The organism is Pseudomonas fragariae (ex Marin et al. 2024), from assembly GCF_059621105.1.
In genome coordinates this window covers 5,015,212-5,035,737 of record NZ_CM184369.1, presented here as the reverse complement: position 1 = coordinate 5,035,737, position 20,526 = coordinate 5,015,212, and the positions used below count along the sequence as shown (strand labels likewise).

Annotated in this window: 23 protein-coding genes; 16 read left to right on the top strand and 7 right to left on the bottom strand. The window is 59.1% G+C overall.

The genetic code is table 11. The features are described 5' to 3' along the window. Window positions 1–64: 64 nt before the first annotated feature. Genes lptB through AC54XV_RS21775 form a run of 5 tightly spaced genes read right to left on the bottom strand, consistent with a single transcriptional unit; the run spans window position 65 to window position 3,420 of the window. On the bottom strand, window positions 65–790 hold the full coding sequence (lptB, locus tag AC54XV_RS21795) for an LPS export ABC transporter ATP-binding protein (protein WP_002555089.1): 726 nt from the start codon (window positions 788–790) through the stop codon (window positions 65–67). Further along, the gene (gene lptA, locus AC54XV_RS21790) at window positions 791–1,339 is read right to left on the bottom strand and encodes a lipopolysaccharide transport periplasmic protein LptA (RefSeq protein ID WP_002555088.1); all 549 of its coding nucleotides are present in this window, start codon (window positions 1,337–1,339) and stop codon (window positions 791–793) included. Then, on the bottom strand, window positions 1,326–1,898 hold the full coding sequence (gene lptC, locus AC54XV_RS21785) for an LPS export ABC transporter periplasmic protein LptC (RefSeq protein WP_003400249.1): 573 nt from the start codon (window positions 1,896–1,898) through the stop codon (window positions 1,326–1,328). The genes lptA and lptC overlap by 14 nt, the downstream gene beginning before the upstream one ends. Window positions 1,899–1,906: 8 nt before the next feature. Further along, entirely contained in the window at window positions 1,907–2,446 is a 540-nt protein-coding gene (locus AC54XV_RS21780) for a KdsC family phosphatase (protein ID WP_003413390.1), read from the bottom strand. Further along, complete coding sequence (locus AC54XV_RS21775; RefSeq protein WP_003418815.1) at window positions 2,446–3,420, bottom strand: KpsF/GutQ family sugar-phosphate isomerase; 975 nt, start codon at window positions 3,418–3,420, stop codon at window positions 2,446–2,448. Before AC54XV_RS21775 ends, AC54XV_RS21780 begins: the two co-directional genes overlap by 1 nt. Before the next feature lie 304 nt (window positions 3,421–3,724). On the opposite strand from AC54XV_RS21775, the gene AC54XV_RS21770 reads away from it, so the two are divergent. From AC54XV_RS21770 to hisC, 10 genes are all read left to right on the top strand, one after another. Then, a complete protein-coding gene (locus tag AC54XV_RS21770; RefSeq protein WP_003313589.1) occupies window positions 3,725–4,534 on the top strand; it encodes an ATP-binding cassette domain-containing protein in 810 nt (269 codons plus the stop codon). Beyond that, the gene (gene mlaE / locus AC54XV_RS21765) at window positions 4,534–5,331 is read left to right on the top strand and encodes a lipid asymmetry maintenance ABC transporter permease subunit MlaE (RefSeq protein ID WP_003313588.1); all 798 of its coding nucleotides are present in this window, start codon (window positions 4,534–4,536) and stop codon (window positions 5,329–5,331) included. The genes AC54XV_RS21770 and mlaE overlap by 1 nt, the downstream gene beginning before the upstream one ends. After that, window positions 5,331–5,798 (top strand): outer membrane lipid asymmetry maintenance protein MlaD, encoded by a 468-nt coding sequence (gene mlaD / locus AC54XV_RS21760; protein ID WP_003313587.1) that lies wholly within the window; start codon window positions 5,331–5,333, stop codon window positions 5,796–5,798. The genes mlaE and mlaD overlap by 1 nt, the downstream gene beginning before the upstream one ends. Window positions 5,799–5,808: 10 nt before the next feature. Then, the gene (locus tag AC54XV_RS21755; protein ID WP_003400251.1) at window positions 5,809–6,459 is read left to right on the top strand and encodes an MlaC/ttg2D family ABC transporter substrate-binding protein; all 651 of its coding nucleotides are present in this window, start codon (window positions 5,809–5,811) and stop codon (window positions 6,457–6,459) included. Beyond that, entirely contained in the window at window positions 6,456–6,761 is a 306-nt protein-coding gene (locus AC54XV_RS21750; protein ID WP_003313585.1) for an STAS domain-containing protein, read from the top strand. The genes AC54XV_RS21755 and AC54XV_RS21750 overlap by 4 nt, the downstream gene beginning before the upstream one ends. A gap of 115 nt (window positions 6,762–6,876) precedes the next feature. Beyond that, the gene (locus AC54XV_RS21745; RefSeq protein WP_002555079.1) at window positions 6,877–7,116 is read left to right on the top strand and encodes a BolA family protein; all 240 of its coding nucleotides are present in this window, start codon (window positions 6,877–6,879) and stop codon (window positions 7,114–7,116) included. Window positions 7,117–7,138: 22 nt separating this feature from the next. Then, the gene (gene murA, locus AC54XV_RS21740) at window positions 7,139–8,404 is read left to right on the top strand and encodes a UDP-N-acetylglucosamine 1-carboxyvinyltransferase (protein WP_002555078.1); all 1,266 of its coding nucleotides are present in this window, start codon (window positions 7,139–7,141) and stop codon (window positions 8,402–8,404) included. Window positions 8,405–8,557: 153 nt separating this feature from the next. Then, window positions 8,558–9,193 carry an ATP phosphoribosyltransferase gene (gene hisG / locus AC54XV_RS21735; RefSeq protein WP_005739058.1) on the top strand — a complete coding sequence of 212 codons (636 nt, stop codon included), beginning with the start codon at window positions 8,558–8,560 and terminating at the stop codon, window positions 9,191–9,193. A 123-nt stretch (window positions 9,194–9,316) separates the two neighbouring features. Continuing rightward, window positions 9,317–10,663, top strand: coding sequence for a histidinol dehydrogenase (hisD, locus tag AC54XV_RS21730; protein WP_032654326.1), 1,347 nt, complete (start codon window positions 9,317–9,319; stop codon window positions 10,661–10,663). After that, window positions 10,663–11,715 carry a histidinol-phosphate transaminase gene (hisC, locus tag AC54XV_RS21725; protein ID WP_032654328.1) on the top strand — a complete coding sequence of 351 codons (1,053 nt, stop codon included), beginning with the start codon at window positions 10,663–10,665 and terminating at the stop codon, window positions 11,713–11,715. The genes hisD and hisC overlap by 1 nt, the downstream gene beginning before the upstream one ends. A 630-nt stretch (window positions 11,716–12,345) precedes the next feature. Here the strand turns inward: hisC and algW are convergent. Beyond that, entirely contained in the window at window positions 12,346–13,506 is a 1,161-nt protein-coding gene (gene algW / locus AC54XV_RS21720; protein ID WP_003340656.1) for a Do family serine endopeptidase AlgW, read from the bottom strand. Window positions 13,507–13,617: 111 nt separating this feature from the next. On the opposite strand from algW, the gene AC54XV_RS21715 reads away from it, so the two are divergent. From AC54XV_RS21715 to cysN, 4 genes are all read left to right on the top strand, one after another. Continuing rightward, on the top strand, window positions 13,618–14,376 hold the full coding sequence (locus AC54XV_RS21715) for a Nif3-like dinuclear metal center hexameric protein (protein WP_003406058.1): 759 nt from the start codon (window positions 13,618–13,620) through the stop codon (window positions 14,374–14,376). Between the two features lie 153 nt (window positions 14,377–14,529). Further along, on the top strand, window positions 14,530–15,447 hold the full coding sequence (gene cysD / locus AC54XV_RS21710; protein ID WP_003313577.1) for a sulfate adenylyltransferase subunit CysD: 918 nt from the start codon (window positions 14,530–14,532) through the stop codon (window positions 15,445–15,447). Between the two features lie 58 nt (window positions 15,448–15,505). Further along, the gene (locus AC54XV_RS21705) at window positions 15,506–15,847 is read left to right on the top strand and encodes a four helix bundle protein (protein WP_003340660.1); all 342 of its coding nucleotides are present in this window, start codon (window positions 15,506–15,508) and stop codon (window positions 15,845–15,847) included. Window positions 15,848–15,900: 53 nt separating this feature from the next. Next, window positions 15,901–17,799 carry a sulfate adenylyltransferase subunit CysN gene (gene cysN, locus AC54XV_RS21700; protein ID WP_496717217.1) on the top strand — a complete coding sequence of 633 codons (1,899 nt, stop codon included), beginning with the start codon at window positions 15,901–15,903 and terminating at the stop codon, window positions 17,797–17,799. Between the two features lie 99 nt (window positions 17,800–17,898). On the opposite strand, the gene AC54XV_RS21695 is transcribed toward cysN, so the two are convergent. Next, the gene (locus AC54XV_RS21695) at window positions 17,899–18,342 is read right to left on the bottom strand and encodes a Z-ring associated ZapG family protein (RefSeq protein ID WP_003406053.1); all 444 of its coding nucleotides are present in this window, start codon (window positions 18,340–18,342) and stop codon (window positions 17,899–17,901) included. Between the two features lie 145 nt (window positions 18,343–18,487). On the opposite strand from AC54XV_RS21695, the gene AC54XV_RS21690 reads away from it, so the two are divergent. Further along, a complete protein-coding gene (locus AC54XV_RS21690; protein WP_024651836.1) occupies window positions 18,488–19,117 on the top strand; it encodes an alpha/beta hydrolase in 630 nt (209 codons plus the stop codon). Window positions 19,118–19,156: 39 nt separating this feature from the next. Beyond that, on the top strand, window positions 19,157–20,506 hold the full coding sequence (locus AC54XV_RS21685; RefSeq protein WP_011268853.1) for a tryptophan--tRNA ligase: 1,350 nt from the start codon (window positions 19,157–19,159) through the stop codon (window positions 20,504–20,506). Window positions 20,507–20,526 lie beyond the last annotated feature (20 nt).

Here is a 20,526-nt window from a genome sequence, read left to right as displayed (position 1 = left end):
AAATAAAATGTTGTCAATACACTGCGTAGGCATCAATCGGCTGCGAAGCGCAAAGGGCAGTCGATTAAAGGCGGAACTCGTGGCCGAGGTAGACCTCTTTCACCAGCTGATTCGCCAGAATGGTCTCCGAATCGCCTTCCGCAATCAGCTGTCCATCGTTGACGATGTAGGCTGTTTCGCAGATATCCAGCGTTTCCCGGACGTTGTGGTCAGTGATCAGTACACCGATACCCTTGGCCTTGAGATGGTGAATGATCTGCTTGATGTCGCCTACCGAAATAGGGTCGACACCTGCAAACGGTTCATCCAGCAGGATGAATTTAGGCGCGGTGGCCAGAGCCCGGGCGATTTCCACACGGCGACGTTCACCACCCGACAGGCTCATGCCCAGGTTGTCACGGATATGGGTGATGTGGAACTCCTGCAGGAGGCTTTCCAGCTCCTTGCGGCGAGCACCGGCATCGAGCTCCTTGCGGGTCTCGAGAATCGCCATGATGTTGTCGGACACCGACAGCTTGCGGAAGATCGAGGCTTCCTGAGGCAAGTAGCCGATGCCTGCGCGGGCGCGACCGTGCATGGGTTGATGGCTGACATCCAGATCGTCAATCAGCACGCGCCCCTGATCAGCCTGGACCAGACCCACGATCATGTAGAAGCAGGTGGTCTTGCCGGCGCCGTTCGGGCCCAGCAGGCCGACGATCTGGCCGCTGTCGATGGAGATGCTCACATCGCGCACGACCTGCCGGCTTTTGTAGCTTTTAGCCAGATGCTGGGCTTTGAGCGTCGCCATTTACTGGGCCTTCTGAGGTTGATCGGTTTTCTTTTTCGGCTGGATGACCATGTCGATACGCGGACGTGGCGTGGTCACCTTGGCGCCGCCATTGGCCCGACCGGCACTGACGACCTGTCTGACCGTGTCGTAGACGATTTTCTCGCCTTCCGAGGTGTTGCCGTCATTGATGACCTTGGCCTTGTCGATCAGGACGATACGGTCCTGGCCGGCGTAATACTGGATGGTGACGGCATAGGCCTGCACGATCGGCTTGTCCACGGCAGGCTTCTGCTCGTAGTAGGCCAGGTTGCCGACGGAGGTAAATACGTCGACTTCGCCCTGGGCATTACGCGTGATCGTCACGGTGTTGCCCGTGATTTTCATCGAGCCCTGAGTGATGATGACATTGCCCTTGTAAGTCGCCACGCCTTTCTTGTCATCGAGCTGAGCATCGTCAGACTGGATGTGGATAGGCTGATCTCGGTCGGTTGGCAGGGACCAGGCGCTCGCGCTTCCCAGTGCTGCGCCCAGGCCGAGCAATAAAGGAAGAGTTTTAACGAGCCTCATACTGTCCTCTTACGTTGGACAGCAGGTCCATCCTGCTGTCTTTCAAATACGCTTTCATTCCCTTGGCCGTAGTGACACCGCCCGCGCCGTCGATTCTAACGTCTTGGTCGGTCTGCGCATATTCCTTCTGAGGAAATACGGTCATGCGGCTGCTGGTAATAATGGTCGTGCGCTGTTTTTCATCGGTGCGTTCAACACGAACGGAATCCATCAGCTCGACCTGATCGCCGTCGGACGAAACTTCACCTCGTTTGCTTTGCACGTGCCACGGAAATGCTCCGCCGCGGTACATGTTCAGATTGGGTGTCGTCAGCAGGCTCACATCTGTGGCCTTCACATGCTCGACCTTGTCGGAGGTCATGTCGTACTGAAGTGTGCCGTCTGGCAGGTACTGCACGCTGCGAGTATTGATCGCATAGTAGTCGATCGCCGTGTCGTCAAGCGACGCATCAGGCTGGTCCATGAAGCTTTCCGGGCTGATGTTCCAGTAACCGACCGCTGCCAGCAGCAGCGCCAGTACCCCGAGAAGCAGGAACTTGCGAATTTTTTTAGTGAACATAATGGCTTCTATAAATAGGCGGAGTGAGCCGCTTCAAGGTTGCCTTGCGCACTCAGAATCAGTTCGCAGAATTCGCGCGCTGCACCTTCGCCGCCTCGCGCCCTGGTTATCCCGTGTGCGTGCTCGCGTACAAAGCCGGCAGCATTGGCCACTGCCATGCCCAGACCGACGCGTCTGATGACGGGCAAGTCTGGCAGATCATCACCCAGATAGGCGACCTGTTCGTAACTCAGGTTGAGTTCTGCCAGCAACTTGTCCAGTACCACCAGTTTGTCTTCACGTCCCTGAAACAGGTGTTCAATGCCCAGGCTCTTTGCCCGGCGCTCGACTATCGCGGTCTTGCGGCCACTGATGATCGCCGTGGTGACGCCCGAGGCTATCAGCATTTTAATGCCCTGGCCGTCGAGAGTATTGAATGTCTTGATCTCGCTGCCGTCTTCCATGAAGTAAAGGCGGCCATCGGTCAGCACGCCATCGACATCGAAGACTGCCAGCTTGATGGCCTTGCCGCGTTGCATGAGATCCTGGGTCATTATTTCGGTTTCCATTACATGACGCCTGCGCGCAGGAGATCCTGCAGGTTGAATGCGCCAACCGGCCGGTCGTTCTGGTCTACGACAACAAGCGCACTGATTTTGTTGTCCTCCATGATTTTCAGCGCCTCGGCGGCGAGCATCTCGGCATGGGCGGTCTTGCCATGAAGCGTCATGACCTCGTCGATGATGGTCTGGCGGATATCGACGGGGCGGTCCAGTGTCCGGCGCAAGTCACCGTCCGTGAAGATGCCGGCCAGTGTGCCGTCGGCTTCGACGATGGCCGTCATGCCCAAACCTTTACGAGTCATTTCAAGCAGTGCGTCGCGCAACAGGGTGCCACGTTGCACGCTGGGCAGTGATTCGCCGGAGTGCATCACATTCTCGACCTTGAGCAGCAGGCGGCGACCCAGTGCGCCGCCCGGATGGGAGAATGCGAAATCTTCGGCAGTGAAACCGCGCGCGTCGAGCAGCGCCACGGCGAGGGCGTCGCCCATGACCAGTGCGGCGGTTGTCGAGGACGTCGGTGCCAGGTTGAGCGGGCAGGCCTCATGCACGACATGCGCGTTGAGGTTGATGTCGGCAGCCTTGGCCAGAATGGACTCGGGGTCGCCGGTCAGGCTGATCATCTTTATGCCCAGGCGCTTGATCAGTGGCAGCAGGGTGACGATTTCGTTGGTGCTGCCGGAGTTCGACAGGGCCAGGATGATGTCATCACGGGTGATCATGCCCATGTCGCCATGGCTGGCTTCGGCCGGATGCACGAAAAACGAGGTGGTGCCGGTGCTCGCCAGCGTGGCGGCGATCTTGTTGCCGATGTGTCCGGACTTGCCCATGCCGACCACGACCACACGCCCTTTGCTGGCGAGGATCATTTCGCACGCGCGCACGAAATCGCCGTCAAGACGTTCAAGCAAGCCTTGTATGGCTTCTATCTCAAGGCGAATGGTGCGTTGCGCCGATTGGATCAGGTCACTGGATTGGTTCATGTCTGGAGAGGGTCAGCCTGCTGAAAGGCGGCGATTATAGCGGTAATGAACGATTCCCTCACGTCTGATCGTCGTTGTGTTGTTTTTAAACGAATTTCCTACGCACCTGCGGGTCTGTATTCAAGCCTGTGGCCATAACATTGTGGTACAGAATAATTCAGCGAATACCTGAACCGCTCGGTTCTCTTCTTGGGGGCGGGTGGCTGCGGTGATATAGTTCGCGGCCTGTTCGGCACGCCTGGGCAGCCTGTCGGTGTTCAAAAACCGGCGGCTCGGGGTGGAAGCTGTATCGCAAGGAGTTTAGATGAGTCCTGATGACGCCTATGCGGTCGAGTTGAAAGGTGTGTCTTTCAAACGCGGTGCGCGCAGCATTTTCAATAACGTTGATATTCGTATTCCGCGCGGCAAGGTCACCGGGATCATGGGGCCGTCAGGCTGCGGCAAGACGACCCTGCTGCGCCTGATGGGTGCCCAGTTGCGCCCGAGCGAAGGGCAGGTGTGGGTCAATGGCCAGAATCTGCCTGAGCTATCGCGCAGTGATCTGTTCGATGCCCGCAAGCAGATGGGCGTTTTGTTTCAGAGCGGTGCGCTGTTTACCGATCTGGATGTTTTCGAAAACGTCGCCTTTCCCCTGCGCGTGCATACCGAGCTGCCGGAAGAAATGATCCGCGACATCGTTCTGCTCAAGCTTCAGGCCGTGGGCCTGCGCGGTGCGGTGGAACTGATGCCGGACGAATTGTCGGGCGGCATGAAGCGTCGTGTCGCGCTCGCGCGCGCAATCGCTCTCGATCCGCAGATTCTCATGTATGACGAGCCCTTCGTCGGGCAGGACCCGATTGCGATGGGGGTGCTGGTGCGTCTGATCCGCCTGCTCAACGACGCGCTGGGTATCACCAGTATCGTGGTGTCCCATGACCTCAGCGAGACGGCGAGCATTGCCGACTATCTCTATGTTGTCGGCGACGGGCAGGTGCTGGGGCAGGGTACGCCTCAGGAACTGATGTCCTCGGACAATCCACGTATTCGTCAATTCATGACCGGCGAACCGGACGGCCCTGTACCGTTCCACTATCCGGCGCCGGATTTTCGCGAAGATCTATTGGGGAAGCGCTGATGCGCAATAAGTCACTCATGGACCGGGTTCGCCTGCTGGGGCGCTCGGCCATTGATATTGTTACTGTTCTGGGGCGTTCCGGTCTGTTTCTGGTGCATGCCTTGCTCGGTCGTGGCGGTGCGGGCAGCAGTTTCCAACTGCTGGTCAGGCAGCTGTATTCGGTTGGCGTCATGTCGCTGGTCATCATTGTGGTGTCCGGCATGTTCATCGGCATGGTGCTGGCGCTGCAGGGCTTCAGCATCCTGACCAAATACGGTTCGGAGCAGGCGGTCGGCCAGATGGTTGCCCTGACGCTGTTGCGTGAACTCGGCCCTGTGGTGACGGCTTTGCTGTTCGCCGGTCGTGCAGGCTCTGCGTTGACCGCCGAGATCGGCAACATGAAGTCCACCGAGCAGCTGTCGAGCCTTGAAATGATCGGTGTCGATCCGCTCAAGTACATCGTGGCGCCGCGTCTGTGGGCCGGGTTCATCTCGCTGCCGATTCTGGCGATGATCTTCAGCGTGGTCGGTATCTGGGGCGCTTCCTGGGTGGCGATCGATTGGCTGGGAGTCTATGACGGTTCTTTCTGGTCGAACATGCAGAACAGCGTTTCTTTCACGAACGATGTGCTCAATGGGGTGATCAAAAGCGTCGTATTTGCCTTCGTGGTGACATGGATTGCCGTTTTCCAGGGTTACGATTGCGAGCCTACTTCCGAGGGGATCAGTCGCGCGACGACCAGAACCGTCGTTTACGCCTCGTTGGCCGTGCTGGGACTGGACTTTATTTTGACCGCTTTGATGTTTGGAGATTTCTGATGCAAAACCGTGCCATCGAAACCGGAGTCGGTCTGTTCCTGCTGGCGGGGATACTGGCTCTGCTCCTGCTGGCCCTGCGAGTCAGTGGTCTGAGCACAAGCGCGAGCACCGACACCTATAAACTTTATGCCTACTTCGACAATATCGCCGGTTTGACTGTCAGAGCCAAGGTAAGCATGGCTGGCGTCACGATCGGCAAGGTGACGGCGATCGATCTGGATCGCGATACCTTCACCGGTCGCGTCACGCTGGAGATTCAGAAGAAGGTCGATAACCTGCCTTCGGACTCGACTGCGTCGATTCTGACGGCTGGTTTGCTGGGTGAAAAATACATCGGTCTCAGCGTCGGTGGTGATGACAAGCTGCTCAAGGATGGCGGGACTATCCATGACACGCAGTCGTCGCTGGTGCTGGAAGACCTGATCGGAAAATTCCTGCTCAATACTGTTAGTAAAGACGCCAAGTGAGGAGCTTCAAATGATCTCTATTCTGCGCCGTGGTCTGCTGGTATTGCTGGCCACTCTGCCAATGCTGGCGAATGCCGCGGCGACCCCGTCGGCTCATGACCTGGTGGAGCGCACCACCAAGGAACTGTTGAGTGACCTGGCGACCAATCGCGAGCAGTACAAATCCAACCCAAGCGCGTTCTACGATGCCCTGAACCGCATCGTCGGTCCTGTCGTGGATGCCGACGGCATCTCCAAAAGCATCATGACCGTGAAGTATTCCCGCAAGGCCAGCCCTGAACAGGTGAAGCGTTTCGAGGAAAACTTCAAGCGCAGCCTGATGCAGTTCTATGGCAATGCGTTGCTTGAATTCAACAACCAGGGCATCACCGTCGCACCTGCCAAGGATGAAGGCGATGACCGCACCAGCGTGGACATGCAGGTCAAGGGCAATAACGGCGCGGTCTATCCGGTCTCCTACACGCTGGTCAAGCTGAACGGCGAGTGGAAAGTGCGTAACGTCGTCATCAACGGCATCAATATCGGCAAGCTGTTCCGTGACCAGTTCGCCGATGCCATGCAGCGCAACGGCAACAACCTGGACACCACCATCAACAACTGGGCTGGCGAAGTGGCCAAGACCAAATCTACCGTTGATGCCACGCAGAAGCCGGTGCAATGACCGAATCTGCCGTTCGCCTTGTCGGGCCGGGTGAGCTCAGGCTGATCGGGGTGCTGGATTACCGCACAGGGCCGCAACTGCGCAAGCAGGGTGCGGCACTGATCAAATCCGGTGATCTGGCAGACCTCACGCTTGACTGCTCGGGGGTCGAGAAGTCCAGCAGCGTCGGCCTGGCCTTGTTGCTGGCGTTCATGCGCGATGCCCGGGATGCGGGAAAGTCGATGACCCTCCGCTCGCTCCCCGAAGACATGCGCCAGATAGCTCGCGTATCAGGTTTGACCGAGCTGCTGGACGCCCACTGAAAGGCACTATCGAAAAAGCCCTTTATCCGGGACCTGCTTGTCGGGCTTCGCATAACATGGGCTTTTTTTGTATGATGCCAGACCCGCGCGCGTACAGCGCCGATCGAGGTTAAGCATGCAGGCCGTAGAAGTTAAAAGCTTCCTTGAAGGAAAGCTGCCGGAAATCAAAGTGGAAGTCGAAGGCGAAGGCTGTAACTTCCAGCTGAATATCATCAGCGACGAGTTGGCCGGCCTGAGCCCGGTCAAGCGTCAGCAACAGATTTATACCCATCTGAACCCCTGGATTGCCGATGGCAGCATCCACGCGGTGACCATGAAATTTTTCAGCCGCGCTGCATGGGCCGAGCGTTCCTGAGCCAATTGGTGTCGAGACTCTAATGGATAAACTGATTATTACCGGCGGCGTTCGTCTTGATGGCGAAATTCGCATTTCCGGGGCAAAGAACTCTGCCCTGCCGATCCTTGCCGCCACGTTGCTGGCGGACGGACCCGTCACCGTTCAGAACCTGCCGCACCTGCACGACATCACGACCATGATCGAGCTGTTCGGTCGCATGGGCATCGAGCCTGTGATCGACGAAAAGCTCAGTGTCGAGATCGACCCGCGCACCATCAAGACCCTGGTCGCCCCGTACGAGCTGGTGAAAACCATGCGCGCGTCGATTCTGGTGCTGGGCCCGATGGTCGCTCGTTTCGGCGAGGCTGAAGTCGCTCTGCCGGGTGGCTGTGCCATCGGTTCGCGCCCGGTAGACCTGCACATTCGCGGTCTTGAGGCCATGGGCGCGATCATCGACGTAGAAGGTGGCTACATCAAGGCCAAGGCACCTGAGGGTGGCTTGCGCGGTGCCAACTTCTTCTTCGATACCGTGAGCGTGACCGGTACCGAAAACATCATGATGGCTGCCAGCCTCGCCAACGGTCGCAGCGTGCTGCAGAACGCCGCGCGCGAGCCAGAGGTTGTCGATCTGGCCAACTTCCTGATCGCAATGGGTGCCAAGATTCACGGCGCAGGTACCGACACCATCACCATTGATGGCGTCAAGCGTCTGGGCCCGGCCACTTACAAGGTCATGCCTGACCGTATCGAGACCGGCACCTACCTGGTGGCCGCTGCCGTTACCGGCGGTCGCGTCAAGGTCAAGGACACCGATCCGACCATCCTCGAAGCTGTGCTGCTCAAGCTTCAGGAAGCGGGTGCAGAAGTCACGACCGGTGAAGACTGGATCGAGCTGAACATGCACGGCAAGCGTCCGAAGGCGGTCAATGTGCGTACCGCGCCTTACCCGGCGTTCCCGACCGACATGCAGGCGCAGTTCATCTCGCTCAACGCGATTGCCGAAGGCACGGGGGCGGTCATCGAGACCATCTTCGAAAACCGCTTCATGCACGTGTATGAAATGCACCGCATGGGCGCTCAGATTCAGGTCGAAGGCAATACCGCTATTGTTACCGGCACCGAAGTACTCAAGGGCGCGCCAGTCATGGCCACCGACCTGCGTGCATCGGCCAGTCTGGTGATCTCGGCGCTGGTTGCCCAGGGTGACACGCTGATCGACCGCATCTACCACATAGACCGTGGTTACGAGTGCATCGAAGAGAAGCTGCAAATGCTGGGTGCCAAGATCCGCCGCGTTCCGGGCTAGCAGCACGCGGCCCTGATGCCGCTGGCATCGGGGCCGCCTGTTCTGTCGCGGGTGTGATTTCTGATTCGTTTCACTTCAGGTCAACAGGCCTGAGGGTTGTCATGCGCCGCTTGCGTCGTGATAAAAGTTTCCTGATAAGGACTTACGTTTCCCATGTTGACCATCGCACTGTCCAAGGGCCGCATTCTTGACGACACCCTGCCGCTTCTCGCTGAAGCAGGCATCGTGCCGACCGAGAATCCGGACAAGAGCCGCAAGCTCATCATCCCCACGACTCAGGCCGATGTGCGCCTGCTGATCGTGCGCGCCACCGACGTGCCGACCTATGTCGAGCATGGTGCCGCCGATCTGGGCGTCGCGGGCAAGGATGTGTTGATGGAATACACCGGTCAGGGCCTGTATGAGCCGCTGGACCTGCAGATTGCCAAATGCAGGCTGATGACTGCGGGTGCCATCGGGGCGGTCGAGCCCAAGGGCCGTCTGCGCGTAGCGACCAAGTTCGTCAACGTTGCCAAGCGTTACTACGCCGAGCAGGGGCGTCAGGTCGATATCATCAAGTTGTACGGCTCCATGGAGCTGGCGCCGCTGATTGGTCTGGCAGACAAGATCATCGACGTGGTCGACACCGGTAACACCTTGCGCGCCAACGGCCTCGAGCCTCAGGAACTGATCGCGACCATCAGCTCGCGTCTGGTGGTGAACAAGGCCTCCATGAAGATGCAGCACGCACGCATTCAGGCCCTCATCGACACCCTGCGCAAGGCAGTGGAGTCGCGACACCGTAGCTGATTCATTCACGCAACGTTGAGTTGCGTCCAGCTATCCGTGTCATAGCCAGATTTCTCAGGTGCCTGCGCGGATAGCTTGGTAGCTTTAGGCTCCTGAGCATCCGCCAATTATTGAGGCCCCGCTATGACCACTCCCACTGCAATTCGCCGACTCGACGCTGCTGACCCGGATTTCGCACGACATCTGGATCATCTGCTGAGCTGGGAAAGTGTGTCTGACGATTCGGTCAACCAGCGCGTGCTCGACATCATCAAGGCGGTGCGTGAGCGTGGCGACGCGGCGCTGGTCGAGTTCACCCAGAAGTTCGACGGGCTGCAGGTCGCGTCGATGGCCGACCTGATCCTGCCTCGCGAGCGTCTGGAACTTGCGTTGACGCGCATTACCCCGGTTCAGCGCGAAGCCCTGGAAAAGGCCGCCGAGCGTGTGCGCAGCTACCACGAAAAGCAGAAGCAGGACTCCTGGAGCTACACCGAGGCCGACGGCACAGTGCTGGGCCAGAAGGTCACGCCGCTGGACCGTGCAGGCCTGTACGTGCCGGGTGGCAAGGCTTCCTACCCGTCGTCGGTTTTGATGAATGCCATACCGGCCAAGGTGGCAGGTGTGACCGAGGTGGTGATGGTCGTGCCGACGCCGCGTGGTGAAATCAACGAGCTGGTGCTGGCCGCTGCCTGCATTGCAGGTGTCGACCGGGTGTTCACCGTCGGCGGGGCGCAGGCTGTTGCAGCGCTGGCTTATGGCACTGAAAGCGTGCCGAAAGTCGACAAAGTGGTCGGCCCTGGCAACATTTATGTGGCCACCGCCAAGCGTCACGTGTTCGGCCAAGTCGGGATCGATATGATCGCCGGTCCTTCCGAGATTCTGGTGGTGTGTGACGGTCAGACCGATCCTGACTGGATTGCCATGGACCTGTTCTCCCAGGCCGAACACGACGAAGATGCCCAGGCCATTCTGGTCAGTCCGGATGCCGAATTTCTCGACAAGGTGGCGGCCAGCATTACCCGTCTGCTGCCGACCATGGAGCGGGCGGCCATCGTCGAAACGTCGATCAACGGTCGCGGCGCGCTGATAAAGGTGGCTGACATGGCCCAGGCCATCGAAGTCGCCAATCGCATTGCGCCCGAGCACCTCGAACTGTCGGTCGCCGATCCGGAAGTCTGGCTGCCGCAGATTCGCCATGCGGGTGCGATCTTCATGGGGCGTCATACCTCCGAAGCGCTGGGCGATTACTGTGCCGGCCCCAACCACGTGCTGCCGACCTCTGGCACGGCACGTTTCTCTTCGCCGTTGGGCGTCTACGATTTCCAGAAGCGCTCGTCGATCATCTATTGCTCGCCGCAAGGTGCGTCCGAGCTGGGCAAGACCGCGTCCGTGCTGGCTCGTGGCGAATCCCTGAGCGGCCACGCGCGCAGTGCCGAATATCGAATCACTGACCCTGACTGGACAGCAGGCAACACAGAGGACGGCAAATAATGAGCAAATTCTGGAGCCCTTTTGTCAGCGATCTGGTGCCTTATGTGCCGGGCGAACAGCCGAAACTGACCCGACTTGTCAAGCTCAATACCAATGAAAACCCGTATGGCCCTTCGCCAAAGGCCATCGACGCCATGCGCACTGCGCTGACCGACGATTTGCGCCTGTACCCGGACCCCAACAGCGATCTGCTCAAGCACGCTGTCGCCGATTACTACAAGGTGCAGCCCAGTCAGGTATTCCTGGGCAACGGCTCGGATGAAGTGCTGGCGCACATTTTCCATGCCTTGTTTCAGCACGATGCTCCGCTGCTGTTCCCGGATATCAGCTACAGCTTCTATCCAGTGTATTGCGGCCTGTATGGCATCGACTATGAAACGGTCCCGCTGGACGAACAGTTCCAGATTCGTGCCGAAGACTACGCCAGACCGAATGCCGGGATCATCTTCCCCAACCCGAATGCGCCGACCGGTTGCCTGCTCGGTCTGGACAAGGTCGAGCAGATCATCAAGGCCAGCCCGGATTCGGTGGTGGTCGTCGATGAAGCGTATATCGACTTTGGTGGCGAGACGGCCATTACGCTGGTCGATCGTTACCCGAACCTGCTGGTCACCCAGACCCTGTCCAAGTCGCGCTCGCTGGCCGGCCTGCGCGTCGGCTTGGCGGTGGGGCATCCTGACCTGATCGAGGCGCTGGAGCGGGTCAAGAACAGCTTCAACTCCTATCCGCTGGACCGTATGGCCAATGTGGGCGGGGCGGCCGCTTTCGAGGATCGCGAGCACTTCGAGACGACCCGCAACAAAGTCATCGAAAGCCGCGAGGCACTGGTCGAGCAACTGCAGGGCAAAGGCTTTGAGGTGCTGCCATCGGCAGCCAACTTCATCTTCGCCCGCCACCCGCAACACGATGCCGCAGCACTGGCTGCCAGACTGCGCGAGCAGGGCGTCATCGTCCGCCACTTCAAACAGCAGCGAATCGCCCAGTTCCTGCGCATCAGCATCGGCACGCCAGAGCAGCATCAGGCATTGCTGGAAGGCCTGAGCGACCTCTGAGAAGTGGATCGGTCAGCCCGAAAACGGGCTGACTCTGCGCCGTCACTCATCGCCGACCTGTGTGAGTAATCCACATGGCTCGAAAACACCTCGGACCTGTGGGAGCGAGCTTGCTCGCGAAAGGGTCTGCACAAACGCCGAAAATGCATCGACTGAAACACCGCCTTCGCGAGCAAGCTCGCTCCCACAAGATCAGCGCTGCTGCAGAACATCTACGTGGCTCGAAAACACCCCCGACCTGCGGGAGTGATCCACAGGGCTTGAAAACACGCCGGACCTGTGGGAGTGAGCTTGCTCACGAAGAGGCCGGGGCAGTCGCTGAAAATCTATATATCCGTGACTAAGCCTTCGCGAGCAAGCTCGCTCTCACAAGATCAGCGCTGCTGCAGAACATCTACGTGGCTCGAAAACACCCCCGACCTGCGGGAGTGATCCACAGGGCTTGAAAACACGCCGGACCTGTGGGAGTGAGCTTGCTCACGAAGAGGCCGGGGCAGTCGCTGAAAATCTATATCCGTGACTACGCCTTCGCGAGCAGTTGGCTCCCACGTCCTTTGGGCAGAAGCCTGGACGCCCTTTATTTCGGGCGTCACTGATCTGTGCTGTACCTCATTTTGAGGTACTGGCGCATCACTCCGGCGCTGCGACCGGGGTAGGGGCGGGCGGTGGACGCAGGCCGACTTCGGCGCTCAGGCGCATTTCCTTGCCGTTGCGCATCACGTCGATAGCAATCTTGTCCTTGGGTTTGGTGCGCGCCACCTGGTTCATCGAACGACGCCCGTCGCCGGCAGGTTCGCCATTGATGCTCAGGATCACGTCACCCAGTTGCAGTCCGGCTTTCTGCGCCGGGCCGTCGCGGAAGATGCCCGCCACAACGATGCCTGGACGATCCTTCAGTCCGAAGGATTCGGCCAGTTCCTGAGTCAGGGGTTGAACTTCGATGCCCAGCCAGCCACGAATGACCTGACCGTGCTCGATGATCGACTTCATGACATCCATGGCCAGCTTGGTCGGAATGGCGAAGCCGATGCCCTGCGAGCCGCCGGACTTGGAAAAGATCGCGGTGTTGATACCGATCAGATTGCCGCTGGCGTCGACCAGTGCGCCGCCCGAGTTACCCGGGTTGATGGCCGCATCGGTCTGAATGAAGTCTTCATAGGTGTTGAGGCCCAACTGATTGCGCCCGGTGGCACTGATGATGCCCATGGTCACGGTCTGGCCGACCCCGAACGGGTTGCCGATCGCCAGTGCCACGTCGCCGATGCGGATGCTGTCAGAGCGCGCGATGGTAATCGCCGGCAGATTTTTCAAGTCGATCTTGAGCACCGCCAGGTCGGTTTCCGGGTCATTGCCGATGACCCGGGCAATGGTTTCACGGCCGTCCTTGAGCGCGACCACGATCTGGTCAGCGCCGGTGGTGACGTGGTTGTTGGTCAGTATGTAGCCTTCGGGGCTCATCATGACGCCAGAACCCAGGCTCGATTCCATACGCTTCTGCTTGGGCGTGTTGTCGCCGAAGAAGCGTCGGAACTGCGGGTCTTCGAAAAGCGGGTTGTTGCCCTTGTTGACCATCTTGGTGGTATAGAGGTTGACCACCGCGGGCGCTGCGGCAATGACCGCGTCGGCATAGGAAGACGGACCTTGCATGACATTGGTGGTCTGTGGAGCCTGTTGCAGATTGACATCCAGGCTCGGCAGACCGACCCACTGCGGATAGCGCTGAATAATCAGCATGGCGATAAGCACGCCAGCCAGCAATGGCCAGCCGAAAAAACGCAGTGCCTTGAACATTTAACAAGTCCTGATGGTTGCGGGCGCAGAAAGTTTTGCCACGGGTGCGCCATAATGGCGGGCATTATACGAGTACAACGCAGCTCTGAACTGCATATTTAGGAGTCTTTTATGGCTGTTGCCCTGAGCACCCTGGTCGAAGAAGCCGACCGCTATCTGAACAGTGCCCGGATTCAGGATTACTGCCCCAATGGCCTGCAGGTCGAAGGGCGCCCGCAAGTCATGCGCATCGTCAGCGGCGTGACGGCCAGTCAGGCCCTGCTGGACGCGGCAGTCGACGCTCAGGCTGATCTGGTTCTGGTCCACCACGGTTATTTCTGGAAGGGCGAAAACCCGTGCGTCGTCGGTATGAAGCAGCGTCGCCTGAAAACCTTGCTCAAGCATGACATCAGCCTGCTGGCCTATCACCTGCCGCTGGATGTGCACCCCGAGGTGGGCAATAACGTGCAACTGGCGCGTCAACTGGACATCACGGTCGAAGGCCCTCTGGACCCTGAAAACCCGCGTGTGGTCGGGCTGATCGGCTCATTGTCCGAGCCCGTGACTGCGCGGGATTTCGCCCGCCGCGTGCAGGATGCGCTGGGTCGTGAGCCGTTGCTCATTGAAGGCAGTCAGATGATTCGCCGTGTCGGCTGGTGCACGGGCGGTGGTCAGAACTATATCGATCAGGCGGTGCTGGAAGGCGTCGATCTGTTCCTCAGTGGCGAAGCGTCGGAGCAGACGTTTCATAGTGCACGCGAGAATGACATCAGCTTCATTGCCGCCGGTCATCATGCCACCGAGCGCTACGGCGTGCAGGCGCTGGGCGATTATCTGGCGCGGCGGTTTGCGCTCGAACATATCTTTATCGACTGCCCGAACCCGATTTGAACGATCAAACAGCAGGGCATATGCATAGATCGTTTCGATCTAGTTGCATCGCTGATTAGCGATATCACGCATGTTAAAGTGCGCGGCTCGAATACGGCCCGCTGGCCGCCCCGGGGTTTCCCGGTCCATAACGAACGCAATCCGTGAGTAGCCATGGTTGACAAACTGACGCATCTGAAACAGCTGGAGGCGGAAAGCATCCACATCATCCGCGAGGTCGCCGCCGAGTTCGATAACCCGGTGATGCTGTACTCGATCGGCAAAGATTCGGCCGTGATGCTGCACCTGGCGCGCAAGGCATTCTTCCCCGGTAAACTGCCATTCCCGGTCATGCACGTCGATACGCGCTGGAAATTCCAGGAGATGTATCGCTTTCGTGACCAGATGGTCGAGGAAATGGGCCTGGACCTGATCACCCACATCAACCCCGATGGCGTGGCACAGGGCATCAATCCGTTCACCCACGGCAGCGCCAAACACACCGACATCATGAAGACCGAGGGCCTGAAGCAGGCGCTCGACAAGCATGGTTTCGACGCCGCCTTTGGCGGTGCCCGACGCGACGAAGAAAAGTCCCGGGCCAAGGAACGCGTCTACTCGTTCCGTGACAGCAAGCACCGCTGGGACCCGAAAAACCAGCGTCCCGAGCTGTGGAACGTCTACAACGGCAACGTCAACAAAGGTGAGTCGATTCGTGTGTTCCCGCTCTCCAATTGGACCGAGCTGGACATCTGGCAGTACATCTACTTGGAAGGCATCCCGATCGTGCCGCTGTATTTCGCCGCCGAGCGCGACGTTATCGAGAAGAACGGCACGCTGATCATGATCGACGACGAGCGCATCCTCGAGCATCTCACCGATGAAGAGAAGTCGCGCATCGTCAAGAAAAAGGTCCGTTTCCGCACTCTGGGCTGCTACCCGCTGACCGGTGCCGTCGAGTCCGAAGCGACCAGCCTGACCGACATCATTCAGGAAATGTTGCTGACGCGAACTTCCGAACGCCAGGGCCGGGTCATTGACCATGACGGCGCTGGTTCGATGGAAGAAAAGAAACGTCAGGGTTATTTCTAAGGAGCAGCTTTTAGCTTCAAGCGGCAAGCTACAAGAAAATTAAAAGCAGGGGATCGAAATGGACTTCGAGAGACTCTTGGTATGGCAAAGAGCAAAGGCGCTGGCGGTCATTCTCTACAGGCAAACGGCGTCTTGCCCTGATCTGGCTTTCAGAAGCCAGATCACACGCTCTGGTTTGTCGGTACCAAGCAATATTGCTGAGGGCATGGAGCGATTCACTGCCAAGGACAAATGTCGCTTTTTGTATATTGCGAAAGCCTCGTGCGGCGAGCTGAGAACTCAGCTCATGATCGGCAGTGAAATCGGTTATATCCCTGAGGCCGTTGCAGCAGCATTGATTACTGAAACCCGCGAGCTCTCGAAAATGCTGTGCGGGCTGATCAACAAAATTTCTGAATAGCTGTACGCCGACAAGCTTGCCGCTTGAAGCTTACAGCTTGGAGCTCAACCGCTATGAGTCACCAATCTGATTTGATCAGCGAGGACATCCTCGCCTACCTGGGCCAGCACGAACGCAAGGAAATGCTGCGCTTTCTTACCTGTGGCAACGTCGATGACGGCAAGAGCACGCTGATCGGGCGTTTGCTGCACGACTCCAAGATGATCTACGAAGATCATCTGGAAGCCATCACCCGCGACTCGAAGAAGTCCGGCACCACCGGTGATGACGTCGATCTGGCGTTGCTGGTGGATGGCCTGCAGGCCGAGCGGGAGCAGGGCATCACCATCGATGTCGCTTATCGCTATTTCTCCACCGCCAAGCGCAAGTTCATCATCGCCGACACCCCGGGCCACGAGCAGTACACCCGCAACATGGCTACCGGTGCGTCGACCTGTGACCTGGCGATCATTCTGGTGGACGCCCGCTATGGCGTGCAGACCCAGACCCGTCGTCACAGCTATATCGCCTCGCTGCTGGGCATCAAGCATATCGTCGTCGCCATCAACAAGATGGACCTCAACGGCTTCGATGAAAGCGTTTTCGAGTCGATCAAGGCCGATTACCTGAAGTTTGCCGAGGGCATCGCGTTCAAGCCGACCACCATGGCTTTTGTGCCGATGTCGGCGCTCAAGGGCGACAACGTAGTGAACAAGAGCGAGCGTTCGCCGTGGTACACCGGCCAGTCGCTGATGGAAATTCTCGAAACTGTCGAAATCGCCAGCGACCGCAACTATGCGGACCTGCGTTTCCCGGTGCAGTACGTCAACCGTCCGAACCTCAACTTCCGCGGTTTCGCCGGTACGCTGGCCAGCGGCATCGTGCACAAGGGCGACGAGATCGTCGTGCTGCCGTCGGGCAAAAGCAGCCGTGTGAAGTCCATCGTCACCTTTGAGGGCGAGCTGGAGCAGGCGGGGCCGGGTCAGGCGGTGACGCTGACCATGGAAGACGAGATCGACATTTCCCGTGGTGACCTGCTGGTGCATGCCGACAACGTTCCGCAGGTCAGCGATGCGTTCGATGCCATGCTGGTGTGGATGGCCGAAGAGCCGATGCTGCCGGGCAAGAAGTACGACATCAAGCGCGCCACCAGCTATGTGCCGGGCTCCATCGCCAGCATCACCCACCGGGTCGAAGTGAACACGCTGCAGGAAGGCCCTGCCAGCTCGTTGCAGCTGAACGAGATCGGCCGGGTCAAGGTCAGCCTTGATGCGCCTATCGCGCTGGACGGCTACAGCAGCAACCGCACCACGGGTTCGTTCATCGTCATCGATCGTTTGACCAATGGCACCGTTGCTGCAGGCATGATCATCGCCAAGCCGGTTTCAGGTGGTGGCTCGCAGCACCATGGCGAACGGGCTCACGTCTCCACTGAGGAGCGCGCGCAGCGCTTCGGCCAGCAACCGGCCACCGTGTTGTTCAGCGGCCTGTCCGGTGCGGGCAAGAGCACCCTGGCCTATGCCGTCGAGCGCAAGCTGTTCGACATGGGCCGTGCGGTCTATGTGCTGGACGGTCAGAACCTGCGTCATGACCTGAACAAGGGCTTGCCACAGGACCGTGCCGGTCGTACCGAGAACTGGAGCCGTGCCGCTCATGTGGCGCGTCAGTTCAACGAAGCCGGCCTGCTGACCCTGGCGGCATTCGTTGCACCGGATGCAGAAGGGCGTGAGCGCGCCAAGGCGCTGATCGGCAAGGATCGTCTGCTTACCGTCTATGTGCAGGCATCGCCAGCGGTCTGCCGCGAGCGTGATCCACAGGGCCTGTATGCCGCCGATGGCGACAACATTCCTGGCGAGTCCTTCCCGTATGACGTGCCGCTGAATGCCGATCTGGTGATCGACACGCAGACACTCAACGTCGAAGAAAGCGTCAGGCAGGTGCTGGAGCTGCTGCGCAGCCGCGGCGCGATCTGATTCATAGCCTCTAGCGGGGCAAGGGATTGCAGTTTCGATCCACAGAAAAGCCCGCCGCAGATGCTCTCTGCGGCGGGCTTTTTGTGTGGCTGCGAAAGCTTACTTCTTCAAGCCGTAATGCTCATCGAGCATGCCCGGGGTATTGGGCGACTTGGGGGCGTAATCCTTGGGTGTTTCAGTGTCGCGTGGCGGGGTCAGGCGGTCGCGATGATCGCGGTGCGCATGACTGGCCTCAGGGTGCAGGGCGGCCAGCAAGCGTTGGCGGGTCAGCTCGTCGAGAGCCAGGCGGTTGGCGCCCTCGGCAAGGTGTTCCTGAACATCCTGATAGCTCTGTGAAAGCTTTTGGACCAGATTGGCCGTGCTGTTGAAGTGCGTGACTACCTCGTTCTGATAGGCGTCGAAACGCTCCTGAATGTCATCCAGCTGGCGCTGGGTGCTGTTCGGAACGGTGTTGGGCAGCAGGCGTGCCACCAGAAAACCAATGACGACACCGGCCACCAGGGCGAGCGTCGGCAACAACCAGACTAAGAGCGAGTGTTCCACGAGTCCTTCCTCTATAAACGGCTTTGCTTTACGTTAACGGCTCGAACCTGCGCTGTATACCCGCGACGTATCGTTGATATGCATGCCGCAGACAATCAGCTAGACGAGTCGACCCATTTCGAGGTCACGGAGTTCTGTTTTGCTCATGCGTGAAACCCCATTATTTATCGATGGCCCTGAAGGCCAGCTCGAAGCGCTGTACCAGGACGTCCCCGACGCCCGAGGTGTTGCACTGATCTGCCATCCTAACCCGATACAGGGCGGAACGATGCTCAATAAAGTCGTCTCGACATTGCAGCGTACCGCACGCGATCAGGGTTTGATCACGTTGCGCTTCAATTATCGCGGCGTCGGTGCCAGTGCCGGTACCTCGGTTGCCGGGCCGGGCGAGATCGATGATGCCCAGGCTGCCGCCCAATGGCTGCGGGCGCAACATCCAGATCTGCCGATGACCCTGTTCGGATTTTCCTTTGGCGGCTACGTCGCTGCCAATCTGGGTGGCAGGCTGGAAGCGCAGGGTGAAACGCTCACCCATCTGTTTCTGATTGCGGCTGCGGCGTCGCGCCTTGAGGATCAGAGCGTACTGCCCAAGGCCTGCCCGCTGACGATCATTCAGCCGGAGAACGACGAAGTGATCGATCCCGAGACGGTCTATGCATGGTCCGCCGCGTTGCAACGTCCCCATGAGCTGCTGAAAGTGGCAGAATGCGGACACTTTTTTCACGGCAAGCTGACTGATCTGAAAGATCTGCTCCTGCCGCGACTTTCCAGCTGATTGCAGCCCGTATTGCATCCTATTGATAAGCGACCTGCCATGACCACTCGTATCCTGACCGGTATCACGACCACCGGCACTCCCCATCTGGGCAACTACGCGGGCGCCATTCGCCCGGCCATTGTCGCCAGCCGTCAGAGCGATTTCGACTCGTTCTACTTTCTGGCCGACTACCACGCGCTGATCAAATGCGATGACCCGCTGCGCATTCAGCGCTCGCGTCTGGAAATCGCCGCGACCTGGCTGGCGGCGGGGCTGGACGTTGATCGTGTGACCTTCTATCGCCAGTCGGACATTCCTGAAATCCCGGAACTGACCTGGTTGCTCACCTGCGTCGCGGCCAAGGGCCTGCTCAATCGCGCCCACGCCTACAAGGCGTCGGTAGACAAGAACGTGGAAGGTGGTGAAGACCCGGATGCAGGCATCACCATGGGGCTGTACAGCTACCCGGTGCTGATGGCTGCCGACATCCTGATGTTCAATGCGCATCAGGTTCCGGTAGGCCGCGATCAGATTCAGCACGTTGAAATGGCCCGCGACATCGGCCAGCGTTTCAATCACCTGTTCGGCAATGGCAAGGAATTCTTCGTCATGCCCGAGGCGCTGATCGAAGAGAGCGTGGCGACGCTGCCCGGTCTGGACGGTCGCAAGATGTCCAAGAGCTACGACAACACCATCCCGTTGTTCAGCGCTGCCAAGGACATGAAAGGCGCGATATCGCGCATCGTCACTGACTCGCGTGCGCCGGGCGAAGCGAAAGACCCGGACACCTCGCACCTGTTTACCCTGTATCAGGCCTTCTCGACCGCCGAGCAGTGCGCTGAATTCCGTTCCGACCTGTTGCAGGGCCTGGGTTGGGGTGAAGCCAAGAATCGTCTGTTCACGTTGCTGGATGCGCAGCTGAGCGAGCCCCGTGAAAAGTATCTGGGGCTGATCGAGCGTCCTGCCGACCTCGAAGACATCCTGCTCGCTGGCGCACAGAAAGCCCGACGTGTCGCCACCCCTTTCCTCGAGGAGTTGCGCGAGGCGGTGGGCCTGCGGTCGTTCCGTACCGTGGTGCAGAACGCCGACACCGGCAAGAAGAAGGCCACTAAAGGCGCCCGTTTCGTCAGCTTCCGTGAAGACGACGGCAGCTTCCGTTTCCGTCTGCTGGCAGCCGATGGCGAGCAGTTGCTGTTGTCGCGCAATTTTGCCGATGGCAAGGCGGCTGGCGTGGTCAGCAAGCAGTTGCAGCAGGGCGGTGAACTGGACCTGCGCAGCGAAGACGATCGCTTCACGCTGTGGCTGAACGGCGCCTGTGTGGCGGACAGTCCGGTATTCGCCGACGCTGCCACGCGCGACAGTGCCATCGAAACGCTCAAGCTGGCGCTCGCTCCCCAACAGGACTGATTGCCAATCCCCGGGGTCGT